The organism is Enterobacter sp. 302C9 (assembly GCF_034106085.1).
In the GTDB taxonomy this organism is placed as follows: domain Bacteria; phylum Pseudomonadota; class Gammaproteobacteria; order Enterobacterales; family Enterobacteriaceae; genus Enterobacter; species Enterobacter asburiae_B.
This window is the reverse complement of the sequence record NZ_JAWNBW010000001.1, coordinates 1,122,811-1,138,642: the sequence shown is the minus strand read 5'-3', so window position 1 is coordinate 1,138,642 and position 15,832 is coordinate 1,122,811. Positions and strand designations below refer to the sequence as shown.

Here is a 15,832-nt window from a genome sequence, read left to right as displayed (position 1 = left end):
TTATCCCCTTACTTTGCGTGGTGCCTGATGATTTTGCTGGATAGCCTGACCGATACGCCCACCCTGGCTGATATCGGCAACAATCATATCGATCGTCACTCCATTGCCGTTCTGGGTCGCCTGCGCATCGACAGTTGCGCCGGTATAATTCTGAATGTTGATAGTGACAGGCACAGAACTACCGCCGGCACCGGAATTAATCTGCTTGTTGCTGATGACTTTTCCGTTGTCACCGGGGATCATGTACTGGCTACCATTCGACGCCTGGTAGATTTCAGGCATACCGCCCTCACCCACCTGATACGTACGTCCAGCCGATACCGGGCCGCCGTTCTTACGCTTGCCAGCAATACCACCAGCCATCGCCATAGCCGCGATAAGGGCAGCAATACCGATAGCCGCAGCACCACCGAATGAACCGATTGAGGCAACGGCCGCCGCTGGGGTCCAGACAGCCATCGTGGTCGTGGCCGCCGCAGTGCTTGCCGCAGTGGTTGTCGCTAAGCCTGCGGTTTGAGCCGCAGTAGTGGTGGCAATCGCAGAGGTTTGCGCCGCAGCCCCCATGACGGCAGATTTCACCCAGTCGACGCCCATCTGAACGAAGCCGTTAATCAGGCTATTCAGGGCGTTGCTGGCGAGAGATTGCATAGCCTCCTGCGCCGACATGCTCCCGGTGATGATGCCGGTTAAGGCATTGGATGCATTGCCTGCGAGAGAGTCAAAGCTCGCGGCCAGCAACTCATTACCCATACTCTGGTTACGGAAAATCTCCCACTGGGCAGCGATGCGCGCCTGCTCATACTGCGTGTCAGTTGCAGCACGCAATGCCATGGCGTTCTGGTGAGTAATCAGCCCCTGCTGCTCGTATGACTGAATAAGCGCGAGTTTCTTGGCGTTCTCGTTAGCCAGCTGCTGAACAGGGTCAACTCCTCCGACAGCCTCCTGCTGTGGCGTTACAGCCTGTTGAGCCTGGATTTTCGCGAGGTTAGCCTGGTGCGTTGCCGCCAGTCGTTCTGAGGTCTGGTTGTACTGCTCCTGGCTGATTTTCTTCGCAGCCAGCGCCGTATTCAGATCCTCAACATCCTGTTTGTAACTGGCGTTCTCAGCCGCTTCAGGGAGAAGCTTCTGGGCTGCAGCTTCAGCTTTGATGGCGTTGGCTGTATCCCATTTTTTTGCCGCATACTGACCGGCTAGCGCTATCTGCTCTTTAGTCGCTCCTTTCCCGAGCGACTGCTGCGCAGTGAGGATGGCCTGCTCGCGACTCAGCTTATTCGTTGAGTCAGCGGCAAGCTCTGATTGCTGTTTCAGGTTCGCCAGCTTCTGGGCAATAGAATCAGCCTGTGACGCGCCCTTCTTCTGCTCTGACTGAAGCGACTTCTGCGCCTGCGTATTTTTGTACGTAGCTGCAGCATCATCTTCCATTTGCTTCGCGTGCAGATCATCCTTCGCAAACCCGGCATCTTCGGCGGCGTATTGCGCCTGCAACCGAGCGCGGGCCTCGCCCTGTAGTTTCGCCAGAGCAAGGTTTCGCTCAGACTGCTTGATGAGGTTCTTCTGCCCGGCCGTGAGGTTGTCAGTGGACTTGTTCAGGCTGTCGACGTTTATCTTCGCGTTGGCTGCCTCTCTCGCGAGAGCGACCAGTTTACCAGCCAGCTCAGCAATGGCTGACTGCCCATCTTTGGAGGAGGACTGCATTTCCTGGAGTTTTTTCGCCAGTTCCTGAAGTGCTTCCGGGGACGGGTTATTGCTCAGGTCTGATAGTTCTCTTGCCAGATCAAACGCTGATTGTTTGCTGATGCCCAGGCGAGAAGAAAGCGTGCTGACCGTTGAAGATAAAGAGTTCACAATGCCAGAAGCATATTGACCCTGGCTGTTGGCCTGCTGAATAGCCTGACTCCAGTCAGTGGTGGTAACGCCAAGAGCAGACAACTCATCGTTGAATTTCTTGATGCTTGGCGATGCCCCGCCCACTGCCGCCAGTGCGCGATCGCCTAACGTGATGAAAGCATCAGACGCGTCGCTAATGGCCTTCGGTATCTTCGAGATGGCCTGGTTATACTCGAGCAGCGCCTGATTACGGAGCAGTGTTGCCACGTCGGCATTTACCCGCGCCAGAGCGGCATACTTGTCGGATAGAGCGGCCACGCCTTGCGAGGAAATGGTGATCACCTTATCCATCGCTTCTGCTGCGTCTTTCAGCGCATCCATGGCGTTCTTACCGCCATTGAGCGAAGTTATCAGCACACCAGCAAGGACTGAACTAAGCGCAATCACAGCACCAACCACAGCTCCGCCAGGACCGAACGCCCCGGCAAGCTGCGAGCCCTGCTGAGCGAATGCTACCAGCGCAGACTGCCCACCCTGCACCTGAACGATGAAGTCCTGAACCTGATAACCGGCCTGCTGCATGCTGGACTTCCAGCCTTTGTTGCTGCCCATCGATGTATCAGCTGCGCCTTTCATGTCGAACAGTCGTCCGGTCAATTCGCCGATCTTCTGCTTCTCTTCATCGGTGGCTTTCGACCCAGCACGCAACTGCGCAGCCAGAACTGCGGCACTACGCGCGCCATTCTCCTGCGCTTCGTCCAGCACAGCTAGCTGGTTACCCAGTGCCTCAATGATGGATTCTGCTCGACTGAATTCACTGCTCGCGCCGCCGGTACCGCTGCGGGCCTCTTCCATTGCGCGGGCAATTCCGCTCACGTTGGTGTTCAACTTGCGCAGCTGGTTGTCCATGGAGTTGGCGTAACCGGCCAGTTCAGTAAAAGCGGATCCGGTTTGTGACGCGCTCTGATCGAGGTTATCCATCCCCTTACCGGACTGCTGAGCTGCAGCATCCAGTTTGTCCAGAGCATCAATGGCCTGTTTCCCGCCCTGCAGCAGCGGCTCAACGTCGGCGCTGATTTCATAAACGATGCTACCGGCGTTCTTCTCACCTGCCATGTCATTCTCCGGTTATTACTTTGCTTTTGCTCTGCGTGCGGCCTGTTTAGCCAAGTACTCATCGGCGATGCTGTCGTACTCTTCTCGAGTGAAGCCTTTCTGGTCTGGGTATTTCGCCGCCAGCAGCATTTGGAATTCGGTCATCGTTAACTGAGAGGCTTCGGCGCGGTTCATCTCAAAGTGGCTACGAGCCGCGCTGATGTAATCGAAGGCTTTAAATTCGTTCGTTCTTGCGCCCGTTTCGTGGCGCTGTAACTGCCGGACTTTGGCTTTGCCGACGACGCCGTGCTGCATGAGGTGCTGCGCCAGTACGATGATGTCGTTCTTCGGCATCTGGCCGGGTCGATATACGACGCAGTGTCGCCACCCTTTCCACTCGCCAATCATTAGCGTCAGATCATCATCGCAGCACGCCTGCAGCACCAGCATGCTCGTTGATAACAGCTTCTCAGCGGCGCGGTTGAATGATGGGGATAGCCAGGCAGGGAAGCGCCCCAGCGCGCCAGCGCACACCTCAATCAACTGAGCAACGTCATTGCCGTGTATGGTGGCGTACGCCTGCACAATCTCTTCCGGAGTGCCGATCCTCGTCATTGCCTCGAATGAAGGTCGTAGCAGGTAATCTTTCCCGCCTTCGCGGCTGTCGCTGATAGAGAGTTCGCCAATATCGGTTAAAGCGGTCATAGGCCTTCCAGTAAACGGTCATTATCAAGGGCAGCACGCCGCCCTTTGGAATGTCCGTCAGGTAACGGTAACCGTATGCACGGCCACAAAGTTGCCGTCTTCGGTGTTGATGATGATCTGCGCGCTGCCGGTGGCGACACGCGTCACTGTAACCGTGTTGCCTGAGGCGGTTGCCGTTGCTTTGGTCGCATCGGTAGTCGCTACGGTGAAGTCTTTGTTGGTAGCGCCGGTTGGTGCGATGTTCACCGAGAAGGTGCTGGAACCACCAGCCGTACCAGTACTGGTTGTCGGGTTTACAGTCACGCCAGTCACCGCCACCGCGGTGATTTCGTTAACTTCGATGGTGCTCGCATCACCGACTTTGAACTCGGTAGAGAATGTGACGATATCGTTGGTACCGCCGTCAGAGCTCAGCGCCGTGATGTTCATGTAGCCGATGAATTCAACCGGGCCGTAGTCCATGCGCACCCAGATCCCAGGCTGGCGCTTAGCCTTCAGCTCATCAGCGAAATACTTGATGAACTTGCCGACACCATACTGGTCCAGTTTGTCCTTCTTGCGTACTTCACCTTCAAAGCTCAGGGTGAAGTCACTGTTGGTGATGATGGTCTCGACATAGCCGCCGCCGTCATCCGCATCAGAGGTAACCGAGTTAGGGTTGAAGTCGAAGCCCTTCGACGTACCAGCGGCCAGAGCCATCCACTCACCTTCGAGTGGTTTGACATCCGGGCAGCCATCGGCGACTTCCAGCACGACCGCACCGCCGAACAGGCGCTCGTTCGAGTTCTGGCAATTAGCCATGTGAAACTCCTCTTTGACGTATAAAAGAAAACCCGCCGGAGCGGGTTATTTGGTTGGGAATGGCTAGTCGCCAAACGTGCAGGCAAATTGCAATCGGAAGACTATTCGCCCTTCTTCTGTGAGAACCGGCGCGGGAATTGCGCCCATGTTCTGGATGTAGCCGACGCATTCGTCAGCCATGGGGTTGGCCTGGACATAATCGACGATTCGCTGCACGGCATTGAGCGCGTCTTTACGCTTATCTTTTGCGCCTACGACATCGACAAGGACATAATAATCAGTCCCCAATCCATACCTTATCGCAGATCCTCCATTTGGCCTGAACACCATGATCGCCTTCGACAGGTCGCCTGGGTCGTCGTAAACCAGCTGCTGCACCGTGAAGCCGGTCGTTAGCCCCGCGTCGCCGAACATGTTACGCACCCGCTCGTGCATCATAGGTGTCATAGCGAAAGCTCCTTGCGCATCACCGCGTCAACGTTATCGCGCTCGTCATTCGCCCCTTTGGTCAGGAATTGAGGCTCACCGTGAGGGTCCCAGTAGTTGCCCGTCCCGGTCCCGCCGCCGAACAGCTGCCCGGCTCGGGTCGTGCCAAAGTGCGCGCGCGGCTGACCTTTCAGCTTGCCTGACGCCTCATGGACGTACGCAGCATAATTGGCTGAGTAGCCGATGCGCCCGGTGATGAGCACCCCGCCAGCGTCGATCTCCCGAAACTGGCTGTTAATCAGCGTGGAGGTGTCGATCGGGGTGTAATAGGCAGCCCGCGCACCGATAAGAATCATCGCAGACTGCAGCGCGCGGATTACTTTGCGCCCCTTCACATCGTCGATGATATCGGCCAGGTGTTTCTTCGCCTGGCTAATGCCCTTCACTTTGATGCCCATGACTTTCTCCAGGCAATAAAAAACCCCGCCTGAGCGAGGTTTGGTGTCATTTAATGGTGAATCAAAAAGGGAGCAGTGCGCGGATTTCAGTGTACCAACCATGAAAGGCAGGTAGGTCATCTAAAAACCAGAAGCCTAAACCAAGCACTGCAGCACTCATCATCATTTGAGCAATAACGCTGAACCAGAATTCAATAGGTTTAGTGTCTTTGCGGATATACTCCTTCCGCATCGTCCCCTTAAAGGTTTTGGTGTAGACACCTCGTCGCAAAAAGATTATCGACTGAACAAACATAATGGGGCATGTCAGAAAAATTGCGCACACCGTGAACCAAAATTGAAAGCCCATCACCTGTCATTCCTTATAATGTTTTGGCTCATTATTGCACAGGTTTATCAGACTCCTGTAAGGATGGCGTAATCATCTGTCAGACGATCGAACGTGTCGGCGTAACGGATTACCTGCCGCACCTCGTCGGCACCGGCTACAACCGGGTCGGCTTCGGTAGAAACGCCAATCAGCAGATAATCACCAGCGGCCGCCAGCGCGAATTCAGTCCAGACGGTGTTCTTCACAACGACTTCGGCGCCCAAACTGGCTAACTTTTTGCTGAGCCCGCCCTCGTAATCACAGAGGATTTGAACAGGTTCCGCATAGCCCAGCGGATCGCCGTATTCGTCATTGCCTTCCAGCTTGCGCCAGATGGTGGCTGTCGCGGTGTAACTCCACGAAGCAATACTCGACATCAGCCCTCCTTCCAGCGCAGCACCTTCGCGCCAGTCGCTCGGATGCGCGGGCAGTTGATGAACCACTCGCCATCCGATTTGACGTAGCCGGTAGTCTCCCGCCCGGTGTCAGTCATCACCCAGACTCGGGTGAACGAGCGCGGCAGGCCGCGCTTAATTGATTTGTACGTCATCAGCAGCCCCCGACTACCATGAACAAGCCGACACTGTTACCTGCACTGATCGGCAGCTCACCGGTGCAGCCGCTGGTATCGAGCCTGGCCAGCGAGTCACGCAACCAGGTAATACTGTCAGCACCGTAATCGAATGAGCGGGACGCGCCAGACGGCGCACCCTGCGATTTGATGCGGCGCGCGCCGGAAGACGTAGCCATCAACGCTGCGGCGTACATCAGGATCAGCTTCGCGGTGCACTCGTCATAACCCGCGCCATCGAGGCAAGGGATGATTTTATTCACCAAGCAGAGGATCGGCTCAAGCAGCGCACCCGGAATGGAGTAACCCAATTCACCGAGGAACGCCTGCACGTCTGCCGCTGTGATTGGGTCAGCCATGGTTATTTCGCCTTTTTCGATTTAGCGGAGGTGTCTGCCTGCTCTGCCTGCTCTGCCTGCTCTGCCTGCTCTGCCTGCTCTGCCTGCTCTGCCTGCTCTGCCTGCTCTGCAGGTTTATCGTCAGCACCAGGTGTGGCAACTTCAAGCTCCTGCTCTTCAACTTCACCAACGACCGATACGCGGCCAGCGAAAGCCGGTGGCACACCAACCGCAACGAACTCATGGCCCACCGGCAGTTGCTGGAATACGCCGTTAATTGTTCCCCAGCAACCAGCCTTCTCTACTTTTAACTTTTTCATGCTCTCTCCCGAGGAAAAGGGGCCGAAGCCCCTTAACCCTGTGCGTTGAACACTTTAGAACGACCGTTGAAATCGCGCTTAATCTGCAGACCGACAGCACTCCAGACCAGGGAGTTGTAGTTGTCGAACGGATTCTGACGCGGAATCATGAAGGTACCCACCGGCGCGGCGATGCGCGTTTTGATGTACTGAGAATTTCGCACGTAAGCGATGAAGTGGTTACCGGTCAGTTTAAAGGTCTGGTTAAACGACTCGATGCGGCCATAGCGCAGGATGTATTCCAGCACAGTGCCTTCTTTGAATCCGGCTGCATCGGAATACGGTCGGTTCAGGTTGCGCATGATGTCCGGTGACGCCCACAGCTTAACCTTCTCCTGCACATAGTTATCATCCAGAAGCTTGGCGAACGGGCCGGTGAAGAATGCCACTGATTCATCAGGAGTCGAGGTGGTCAGATCAATATTCAGACCTGACGCACTCAGATCCACCTGGTTGGTGTTGGCGTGATTGGTAATACCTGCGCCGACATACCCTTTCACCTTCACCTTCGCATCGCCTGACAGCATGTAGTCAGCCATGTCTTCACGGATAGCCGCAACGTGCGCTTCCTGATCGTCAGCCATCGCGTCGAGGTTTTCCGACTGCATGCCGTTCCATTCACGCCATTCACGGCCGTAGCCAGTGTTGAAGATCGGGATTGGGTCACCAGCTTCGTCGTAGATGACTTTATCCAGCTCTTCCGGCACGTGGCCCGTCAGTGAGCGATGAACCTTGCCTGCGTCACTGGAAACGCGGTACAGCGCCGCGGTCTTGCCGATAGAAATCGGCGTACCGAGACCGAGCAGATCATCCAGCAGGCCGTTGCCTTCGTCATTACGGAAGACTCGGGTGGTGATGTTGTCCACTTCACGCCAGTAGTCTTTGGAGATCAGCGCGGCCTGGTTAACTTCAAGCGCGCCGCCGTACTGGGCAGCAATGGTTCCCTGGTTGATGTTGAAAGATTCACGCTGCATCAGCAGCTGATTCCATGCCTGCTTCACCTGATTGTGCTCGGTGATAAGCTTTTTGTTGAATACGATCATGCTCATGCGGTTGCTTTCCCTGATTTGCGAACTTTCACGAGCTGAGCTTCAGCGCCAACGGTGATTTTTTCGCGTGAATAGAACAGAACTACGTCGGTAGTAGGCGCAGCGGATTTCTGAAGGGTGCCGTCACCAGCAGATACGAGACCTTCATTTTCAAGGAGTACCTGCGACGCTTTGACCAGCATGTGGTAATCCACATCGTCTTCGCACATGATGGCCGCGCCGGTATCACCGGCAGGAACCGCGTCGCGAATGTCACCGCCGCCGATGTAGTTATGCTGAAGAGCCAGTGCAACGCCTGCGCCGCCAGCGACATTGTGAACTGCCAGTTTCCCGGTGCTGTCGAGCATCACCAGTGAGCCTGGTTTCACGGCCGCCGCCATGATTGCTTCAATGACCTGCGGGTCATTCTTACGGGCCGGGCCCGCGATTACGGTATGGAAACGAGGTGCGAGAGCCATTATTCAGGTGCCTCCATGTTAAGGATTTCACTCTGAGCGCCATTCCCCTGGAACGCAGGGTTCAGACCGGTGCTGGTCTGGCACTGTGAGTACAAGTCGTTCAGCGCGTCGCCAGCCAGCGAGTTGATCGCAGCTTCGGTCATGAACGAGAATTTCGCTTTAACCGCATCGCGCTTGGTTTTCAGGTCGCTTTCTGCGTTCGCCTGCAGCTGAGATTTCAGCGTGCTGATTTCATCGGTAAGCGGCTTCAGTGCCAGATTCACTGCGGCAGTAATAGCGTCGGAGTTAATCTGAGCCTGTCCGGGGTCGCCGCCACCATCTTTCTTCTGCATCTGCTGGTTGTAGGCATCCCAGACCTGATCGTCGGTCAGCCCCTCGGTTTTAACGCCTGCGGCATTGAGCGCGGCGATCATCTTCTCTTTCATCGGGTTTGTTTCTCCGTTGGTTTTGACTTCGTACTCAGTTGGTTTGCGCACGACTTCTACTGGATCGCCGACAAGCGTTACGACCTTGTCAGAGATGAGGTACTTCTGGTCGAAGAGCTTCGGTTTGACGTTCTCGCCATCCTCTTCGTAAACAAAATGGTCAGGCCAGACACTGACGACGTAGCGCCACTTTTTGTCGTCCTGTTTGATGGACATGCGCAGCGCCTGGTAGATGTCGTCGAATGACATCTCTGAAGCGTTGCTGATGAAGAACTTCACTTTGTTCCACCAGCCGTCTTTCATGCTGTTGGCGGAATCGATGAGGCTTGTCGATTCAACATCGGCCTCCTGTCCGTCAGCGTTAACGAACATGCCGACACCTTCATCAGGAGTACCGGCGCCAGGCTCATCGAGCAGGATCGCGATGTGGTCGAACTGCATGTTGTGAGCGACCCAAGAGTATTTCTTCTGCTTTGACTCCCCCGCCTTTTGCTCTTTGTTCAGCAGAAGTCCGGTGGAGACATGAATCGGGTCGGCGTTATTGCCGGAAATCATGTCGTCCAGGCGCTGAATAAGGCGCTTACCGTCAGGCTTGGTGTCTGCCACAGCCTTATTGACGTAAACGTCCATCACGACCTTGTCGTTGGCCTTGCTGACGTTCTGAGCCCATGCCCCGGCGTAGTAGTCATTGACAGCCTGCGGGTCGTTGGCGCTGACGTATTTGCCGTTCACCATCGGGTGGCCGATCGGCATTAACTTGCGCTCCATCGTCTGGTAGCTGTTGTTAATCTCCTCCGCCGGGTACAGGCCGCCATTCATCACGATGTCATCGACGATCGGGACAGCGCCACGAATGACGTAGTGTTCCTGGTCGTTTATGGTGGTCGTTGAGATATTAGAGGCGTTGATGGCGAGGGATTTAACGTGGATGCTGGATAGCTTCACGTTGCGTCCTCTTAGCGTTGTTTTGGTGGTGGCAGTACCTTGCCGGATGATTTCGACGCGCACGGTTGATACCCTGACCAGCCTTTACGCTTGCGCTCACAGCCCGGGCATTTGCAATTTGGTTTCATCATTGGTGGTTTTCAGGCATAAAAAAAGGCCGCCTGAGCGACCTTTAACTAATTAATTGATTACACAATAGGAATATTAATAGTAACGCTGATTTCATCTATGAGACGGTTCTCAGCGATATCGCTAATAGTCTCAACTTTAACCAGCTTCCCTTCAAGTAGAGTCTCACCATGCATCCCAACGGACCAAACTTTGATATTAGTTTGGAGATCACGTCTTAAAGCATCAACGATCATGTTCGCTTGATGAAAATCCTCATGTGCTTTTGCTGTAAATCTAGCAGCATTAAAGGCGCCATCTTTAGTCATGCTTACATGCAGAAGATCACCAATTAGCATGCCGTGATCTGGCTTTTGACAGTTTTCTGGTCCTGTGTATAACTTTGAATTGAAAAACATGAGCTCTCCTTTTTAGTTAATGCTCATGTTTGTTATATCATGAACTTACCTTCCACTGCTTGCGCTCTTTCGCTAGCTTATCCGCCAACCCTTCGTTGAAGATACTGCCGTCACCGTTGAGCAGTACCGGAATCTGGCTGCAGTAGCAGTTGTACCGGTTGCCGTTCTCTGCGTAGAAGTCGCGCACCTCTTCGGTGGTGTAAACGAGTCCGTGACGGCTGGCGTGCCAGGTGCGCGTCGTCGGCTTGAGCGCTGACAGCCACAGCAGGCCGGTATTCAGCCCCAGTCGGTCAGCAGCCCAGTCCATTTCGTTCCACTGCGCCTGACGAAGCGCGCCTACCTGCTCAGTCTGAGCGATGGTTTTGGCCTTCGACATCGACACATCGAGACGCTTGCTGATGACGCTTGCCGTTTCGCGAGGATTCACCCCGCGCGCTACCGCATCGGTGATGATGTTGGTTAAATCGCCGCGGGCAGTGTCGCTGATAACCTTCCAGTCACTGAACGTTGTCAGCCTGGCCGCCGATATCTGGTTCAGATAACCGGGGCTGCTTAAAAGCTGCTGTAGCGTCGTCTGGCTGGCGTACACCTGCGACTGCTGCGATAGGTTGTTGAATGCCTCCAGCGTGCCGCGCTGCGCCTCAGCGACGACGTAATCCATCGCCCAGAGGTTCTGCTCGCCACCCTCCAGCAGATGGTCATCAAGAATTGCCTGCACCGCCTCCAGCAGATCAGCCAGCTCCTGCGCCGACATGTCGTAGATGAACTTACCGGCGTTGACCTGGTAGAGCCGCATATCCGCGCCGTTATCGTGGCACAGGAAGTGCCAGTTATGGCTGTTAACCTTGCGCTCACGCCCGGTCAGGCTCTGGTCAAACAGAGCTTTCAGCGCGCGCTTGATGCCGAGATACCGCTCTTCGATATCCCGGTACATTGCGGTTACCTGCTTTGCCGATCGGGTCGGGTCAACCTTGCTGCGCGGAACTATCGGCAGCCACACCTTTGCCGTCTGTTCTGGTGTCATCGGCCAGTGGATCATCGGTAGTCACCTTCTCGTCCGGGTCAGGCGGTTCTTTTGGTTCAGGCAGCGGATCAAGCCCAACAACCTCTCGCAACTCATTGGCTGTAATCGGCGGCTCACCGCCATAGAAGCCAGTGGTTTTCTGCACAATGTCGGCAAGTTTCGAAGCGTTCTCGATCTTCTCTTTCTCGCCAGGCGCCAGCAGGTCGCTCCACGAGATGGTGACCTCGCCTTTGGTCGGTGGGTCGATAATCCCAAGCGTCCAGAAGCGTTCCAGCAGCGCAGTGATCCGGTCTGTCAGGAAGCCATTACGCCGCGTGTTTCGACGGATAGCCCAGTCCGTTTTATCCTCATCGCTCGCCAGTCGCCCGGTCTGCTGACCGAAAAGGATGGTGAACGGGATTTGCACAGAGGCTGCCAGTTCGTTCGCGGTGACTTCCCAGGTCGGCCCCGGGTCGCCGGGCGTAACGCTCAGAACGTGCATCTGCCCGGCCTGCATCACGGCGGCCGCATCGGTGCCACGGTTAAGCTTGTTGACCTTGTCGCCCATCGCTTCGCCGAGATCGACATAGCCAGCCTTCTTAGCCTGGTCAGTCAGCGTGTTCATGTCGGTTTCTTTGCTGAACTCGACGGCAATCTGGCGACTGGCGTTCTTCAGAAAGCCCTCAGCGCCACCGCCGGAAATCTTCTCGATATCGAGGCCTTTGTTGAAACCAGCCTCCAGCAGCGGGATGCCGGACAGAACGTTGTCGTCTTCAGAACCTTCGCAGAACAGGATAACGCGGCTCGGGTGTACCGGCTCTCCGCGCATCGGACCGACAAAAGGCTCATCACCAACCGGCTGCTCGTTGAAGTTGAACATCTTCGGCTGACCGAACGTTGCAGACTGACGGTCGTTATCCCATTCGGCGACGGTTAACTGTGGCTCCCATACCGGGATAAGTTTTACCAGCGCTGACTCGCCCAAGGATTTCACCAACATGATATCTACTGGCTCGTTCCACGGCTTATTATCTTTGACCTGCAGCAGCAACGCGGAGTAACGACCGACCATATTGCGGCGATCGGCATCCTTCACCTTCGGCCACAGCTTCTTCATGAACTTGGTTACTTTCTTTTCCCAGGCGTTTGTATTCTCCGCCTCCTGAGCTTCATCACCGTCAACAATGACCGGATAGTCCTGCCAGCAACCATCCAGTAGGCGATGCACTACAGCGAAGCCAGCGGCGTTGCGGCGATACATGTTGTAGAAGTCGTTGAAAGTGATCGTGCGCGGATAGCCAAATTCCTGGTAAAGCGTCGGTCGCTTCGTGTTCCCGCCACCGATGCCGATGGCATTCAGGTAATTCGCTCGCCTCATTTCAGTGGCGAGGTTGTTCACAGCCATCTGAAGGCCGTTATCTTGTTCGCTCACTGGCGATGCTCCTTAGAAGAATACTGTGCCGACCTGCTTGCGGTTGTTCTTCGTCACAGCGAAGTAACGGAAGCCGTCAGCACCGTGCGAGGTGGCGTCATGGAGAGGCTTGTCTTTCCAGCATCCGCGCTTGTCGTCCCACTCTTTCCGGTAACCCTCTAGGTGGGATATACCCTCAGAGCATTTTTCCTCGTCAAATACACAGCGTGGGAGGATTTCACGTGCCGACTCAATGCCGGTATCAATGCCGGCTTTCGGCACAACGCGGAAGTTTATCGAATACATCTGGCCATCGATTTCGTAACCTTCGCGCGCCAGTTCTTTGCGAGACTTCGCATCAGCAGCGAACTCGCGGTTCTCGATGTCGTGCGGCCCCCAGTGCTCGCCGTACTCATAGCCGCGGTCTTTCAGCACCTTCATGTAGTGCCTCAGCCCCTCACCGGAGTTTTCGTAGTAGTCGATGATGTGGAACTCTTCGCCGACCTCACGAACGAACCATATCGCCGTGGAGTCACCCACACCGATATCCCAGAACGTGTGAACCGGCAGGTGTGAGTTATCCGGGATTTGGCCGATCCGCTTGTTGGTATACAGCCAGCGGAACTGCTTGGCATAGTACGCGCCCTCAACAGACTGCTGGAACGCCTCGGCCGGAATGGTCGGGTATTCGCGCTTCATGTCATCGCCGAGCGTTTTCTCTTTGGCGTAGTACCAGGCTTTCTGGCGCTCATTGACTACTACGCCGTGCTTCGCCTCCATTTCAGCGAAGTACTCAAGCAGGCGCACCGGCAACGATTCCACCGGGTCGATTGCGTATTGCGGATTCTTCCACCAGGAGAAGAAGAAAAACTTCCAGTCCAGCGCGGATAACGGTTTGCCCTGCAGCAGCGCTTTCTCTGCCGTCTGGCAGTAATCGAAGAAGTAACCTGCCCGCCCCTCCGCCGTGCTCTCGATAGTGGCGAAGCATCCAGTCGATACAGCCTCAAACGCACCAGTGACGATTTCACGGGCTTTATCCGGATACTTGGCGCATATCTTCCCGAACTCTGAAACGTGCAGGTAACGCAGCGTACCGCCACGAAATGACGTGCTTACGTAGAGTGATCCGCCCTTCTTAAAGACGAGCTCACCAGAAGAGTCATTGCTGGCCGGGTTGGCCGCCTTTATCTCTACCGGCAGCTTGTCGTATGCGTACTTCACCTTTTCGCGGAAAAGGCGCTTTGCGTCATTCAGCGTGTGGGCAATCAGCGCGCACTTCGCCGACTCAAACAGGGCCGCGTCGAGCTGGATGATGCACACCTCAGTTGTGAAACCGAGCTGGCGAGCTTTCAGTATGATGTTGCGGGTGTGGATCCCCTCGAAGTATTCCCGCTGCTCAGGTGTCATCCTGAACCGCGTCGGCTTTCCCTCTTTGTCGGTGATCCAGTATAGATTGTTCAACCGCCAGTCTTTGTCGGACAGCAGCTTGATGTGCTCAGGCTTCATTACGCCCCCTGAGACAGTGAATCCATAAGGTCAGATATTGAATCAACAACGTGCTCTGTTTTAACTTGCTCACGGAATGCCTGGACGTCGATGTGCTTACCAATCAGCTCGAGGTTCTTAACTTTATCAGGCCACTTAATCTTCTTGAGCAGTGCGGCGGTGTTTCCCTCAGCTGACATCTCAACGACATCCAGCCCGGATAATGTTGTCCTCCAGACCTTAGGCCACTGAGAAACCGGCTTGAGCTCTCCGGTCGAGGTCAGGATGTCCAGCACGTCCATCTGGTCTATCTCAACGAGACGATTCAGGACGTATGTCGCATTTATGCCAACCAGATCATTGCGTTGCGCTTTAAGTTCGTCAATTCTGGACTGGATGTCAGGTTTTGACAGGTTTTCGGACGCAGTGCGGTTAGCTGTCTTTGCGCTGTACCCCGCCCGAATAGCCGCTTGCGTGGCGTTTAAATCGATGAGGTACTCGCGACAGAACATCTCTTGCTTGTCGGTGAGTGCCATTTCTTCTCCAAGGAGGATTTATGAGCTCATTAACTTTTATCGGATTGTCGCAATTACTTTCGAAGAAAGGTGAGTTGTTACAGCAAAATACGCATGGCTTACTGGATCGGGTTAACACCGCATGGAATAACAAACGAGACCTTAATAAGCAAATTTCCATAAAGTTAAAGGATGGTGAGCTTGAAGTTTTAATTCCCCAACTACGCTTTAAATGTTTTACGGAAAGCAAGCTTTCACTTCACGAGGGCTCGTTAATCGGGGTCATCACTTTTTACACGTCTCGGGATGGAAAAAATCAGGAATTTCATAAAGTTTTTCTTGATTGGGACAATTGCATGCATTTTGGGGCGCCAGATTCGACTCCTTCAATCGACACCGATTATGCTGAAAATGTTGAATATCATTTCATGAACGCCCTGATCGAGTCTGCCTCTCTTAATAATTTAATTTAGAAACCATTTCAAGGGTGGTGAATTTTACCCACCCTGTTAATTTTCATCCTCTTGTTCAAGAGTAATGTTGGGCAGAGGAGTGAACTGCACGCGCTTCACATCTGCAGGAGCGAAATACAGCCACTCACCTGTTTCCGTCGCCAGCGGCACAAAGCCGTTAACCAGTTCAGGCTGGCGTCGTGACATCTTGCCCATGAAGGTTTCGCCTGTTTGGGTGGTTAGAGTGATTTGGTAGATGTCGGACATTAAGGACCTCTTTATCCATTTCTGGGATCATCAGAAGGAATACCTGCTGCTGTGGACAGTACTTAACTATCACTATGGGATGGTCTCTTCTGTCTAACGGCGCTGGAAATCCAACGAAGGCCTTTAGAGACCACTATGGAAGCAGGAATTCCCCTGCCTCGTTTCTACAGGAGGTAACATGTCCCCAAATCAGTTATTCGAACTTGCAATCGCCTACGCTGACAGCGTTCATGCGATCATCATTCTGGTCTGCCTGTTGCTGGCAAAACGCTTCGGCGTTCTTCAATACTTCTAATCCCCGCCTTATCCAGATTGCACTGCCCCAGCGCCGTATAGAGCTGAGCG

The 15,832-nt window shown here is 54.5% G+C and carries 20 protein-coding genes; 1 reads left to right on the top strand and 19 read right to left on the bottom strand.

The features are described 5' to 3' along the window. The 18 genes from UR289_RS05690 to UR289_RS05605 all read right to left on the bottom strand — a co-directional run bounded on the left by UR289_RS05690 (position 1) and on the right by UR289_RS05605 (position 14,789). Entirely contained in the window at positions 1-2,943 is a 2,943-nt protein-coding gene (locus UR289_RS05690) for a tail protein (tape measure) (RefSeq protein ID WP_320709330.1), read from the bottom strand. Between the two features lie 15 nt (positions 2,944-2,958). After that, entirely contained in the window at positions 2,959-3,627 is a 669-nt protein-coding gene (locus UR289_RS05685; RefSeq protein WP_320709328.1) for a DUF6246 family protein, read from the bottom strand. 57 nt (positions 3,628-3,684) lie between these two features. Further along, on the bottom strand, positions 3,685-4,428 hold the full coding sequence (locus UR289_RS05680; RefSeq protein WP_320709326.1) for an Ig-like domain-containing protein: 744 nt from the start codon (positions 4,426-4,428) through the stop codon (positions 3,685-3,687). Between the two features lie 63 nt (positions 4,429-4,491). Then, on the bottom strand, positions 4,492-4,875 hold the full coding sequence (locus tag UR289_RS05675; protein WP_320709324.1) for a hypothetical protein: 384 nt from the start codon (positions 4,873-4,875) through the stop codon (positions 4,492-4,494). Beyond that, positions 4,872-5,312 (bottom strand): HK97 gp10 family phage protein, encoded by a 441-nt coding sequence (locus UR289_RS05670; RefSeq protein WP_320709323.1) that lies wholly within the window; start codon positions 5,310-5,312, stop codon positions 4,872-4,874. Before UR289_RS05670 ends, UR289_RS05675 begins: the two co-directional genes overlap by 4 nt. A 61-nt stretch (positions 5,313-5,373) precedes the next feature. Next, positions 5,374-5,661: a hypothetical protein gene (locus UR289_RS05665; protein WP_320709381.1), complete on the bottom strand. Its 288-nt coding sequence runs from the start codon at positions 5,659-5,661 to the stop codon at positions 5,374-5,376. A 47-nt stretch (positions 5,662-5,708) separates the two neighbouring features. Beyond that, complete coding sequence (locus UR289_RS05660) at positions 5,709-6,059, bottom strand: hypothetical protein (RefSeq protein ID WP_320709320.1); 351 nt, start codon at positions 6,057-6,059, stop codon at positions 5,709-5,711. Further along, positions 6,059-6,232, bottom strand: a complete 174-nt coding sequence (locus UR289_RS05655; RefSeq protein WP_320709318.1) for a hypothetical protein — start codon at positions 6,230-6,232, stop codon at positions 6,059-6,061. The genes UR289_RS05660 and UR289_RS05655 overlap by 1 nt, the downstream gene beginning before the upstream one ends. After that, on the bottom strand, positions 6,232-6,612 hold the full coding sequence (locus UR289_RS05650) for a hypothetical protein (RefSeq protein ID WP_320709316.1): 381 nt from the start codon (positions 6,610-6,612) through the stop codon (positions 6,232-6,234). The genes UR289_RS05655 and UR289_RS05650 overlap by 1 nt, the downstream gene beginning before the upstream one ends. Positions 6,613-6,614: 2 nt before the next feature. After that, on the bottom strand, positions 6,615-6,911 hold the full coding sequence (locus UR289_RS05645) for a hypothetical protein (protein ID WP_320709315.1): 297 nt from the start codon (positions 6,909-6,911) through the stop codon (positions 6,615-6,617). A gap of 32 nt (positions 6,912-6,943) precedes the next feature. Beyond that, positions 6,944-7,999, bottom strand: a complete 1,056-nt coding sequence (locus UR289_RS05640) for a major capsid protein (RefSeq protein ID WP_320709314.1) — start codon at positions 7,997-7,999, stop codon at positions 6,944-6,946. Further along, positions 7,996-8,457: a hypothetical protein gene (locus UR289_RS05635; protein WP_059287862.1), complete on the bottom strand. Its 462-nt coding sequence runs from the start codon at positions 8,455-8,457 to the stop codon at positions 7,996-7,998. The genes UR289_RS05640 and UR289_RS05635 overlap by 4 nt, the downstream gene beginning before the upstream one ends. Beyond that, the gene (locus tag UR289_RS05630; protein WP_320709311.1) at positions 8,457-9,827 is read right to left on the bottom strand and encodes a DUF2213 domain-containing protein; all 1,371 of its coding nucleotides are present in this window, start codon (positions 9,825-9,827) and stop codon (positions 8,457-8,459) included. Before UR289_RS05630 ends, UR289_RS05635 begins: the two co-directional genes overlap by 1 nt. 188 nt (positions 9,828-10,015) lie before the next feature. Next, a complete protein-coding gene (locus UR289_RS05625; protein ID WP_320709310.1) occupies positions 10,016-10,354 on the bottom strand; it encodes a hypothetical protein in 339 nt (112 codons plus the stop codon). Positions 10,355-10,391: 37 nt separating this feature from the next. After that, positions 10,392-11,393: a phage minor head protein gene (locus UR289_RS05620; protein WP_320709308.1), complete on the bottom strand. Its 1,002-nt coding sequence runs from the start codon at positions 11,391-11,393 to the stop codon at positions 10,392-10,394. Then, positions 11,320-12,789 carry a DUF1073 domain-containing protein gene (locus tag UR289_RS05615; protein ID WP_320709306.1) on the bottom strand — a complete coding sequence of 490 codons (1,470 nt, stop codon included), beginning with the start codon at positions 12,787-12,789 and terminating at the stop codon, positions 11,320-11,322. Before UR289_RS05615 ends, UR289_RS05620 begins: the two co-directional genes overlap by 74 nt. 12 nt (positions 12,790-12,801) lie before the next feature. Continuing rightward, positions 12,802-14,274 (bottom strand): terminase, encoded by a 1,473-nt coding sequence (locus UR289_RS05610; protein ID WP_320709304.1) that lies wholly within the window; start codon positions 14,272-14,274, stop codon positions 12,802-12,804. Continuing rightward, complete coding sequence (locus UR289_RS05605) at positions 14,274-14,789, bottom strand: terminase small subunit (RefSeq protein WP_320709303.1); 516 nt, start codon at positions 14,787-14,789, stop codon at positions 14,274-14,276. Before UR289_RS05605 ends, UR289_RS05610 begins: the two co-directional genes overlap by 1 nt. A 20-nt stretch (positions 14,790-14,809) precedes the next feature. On the opposite strand from UR289_RS05605, the gene UR289_RS05600 reads away from it, so the two are divergent. Continuing rightward, positions 14,810-15,241: a hypothetical protein gene (locus UR289_RS05600; RefSeq protein WP_252093159.1), complete on the top strand. Its 432-nt coding sequence runs from the start codon at positions 14,810-14,812 to the stop codon at positions 15,239-15,241. Positions 15,242-15,277: 36 nt separating this feature from the next. Here the strand turns inward: UR289_RS05600 and UR289_RS05595 are convergent, their stop codons facing one another. Then, positions 15,278-15,487 (bottom strand): hypothetical protein, encoded by a 210-nt coding sequence (locus tag UR289_RS05595; RefSeq protein WP_320709301.1) that lies wholly within the window; start codon positions 15,485-15,487, stop codon positions 15,278-15,280. Between the last annotated feature and the right edge of the window lie 345 nt (positions 15,488-15,832).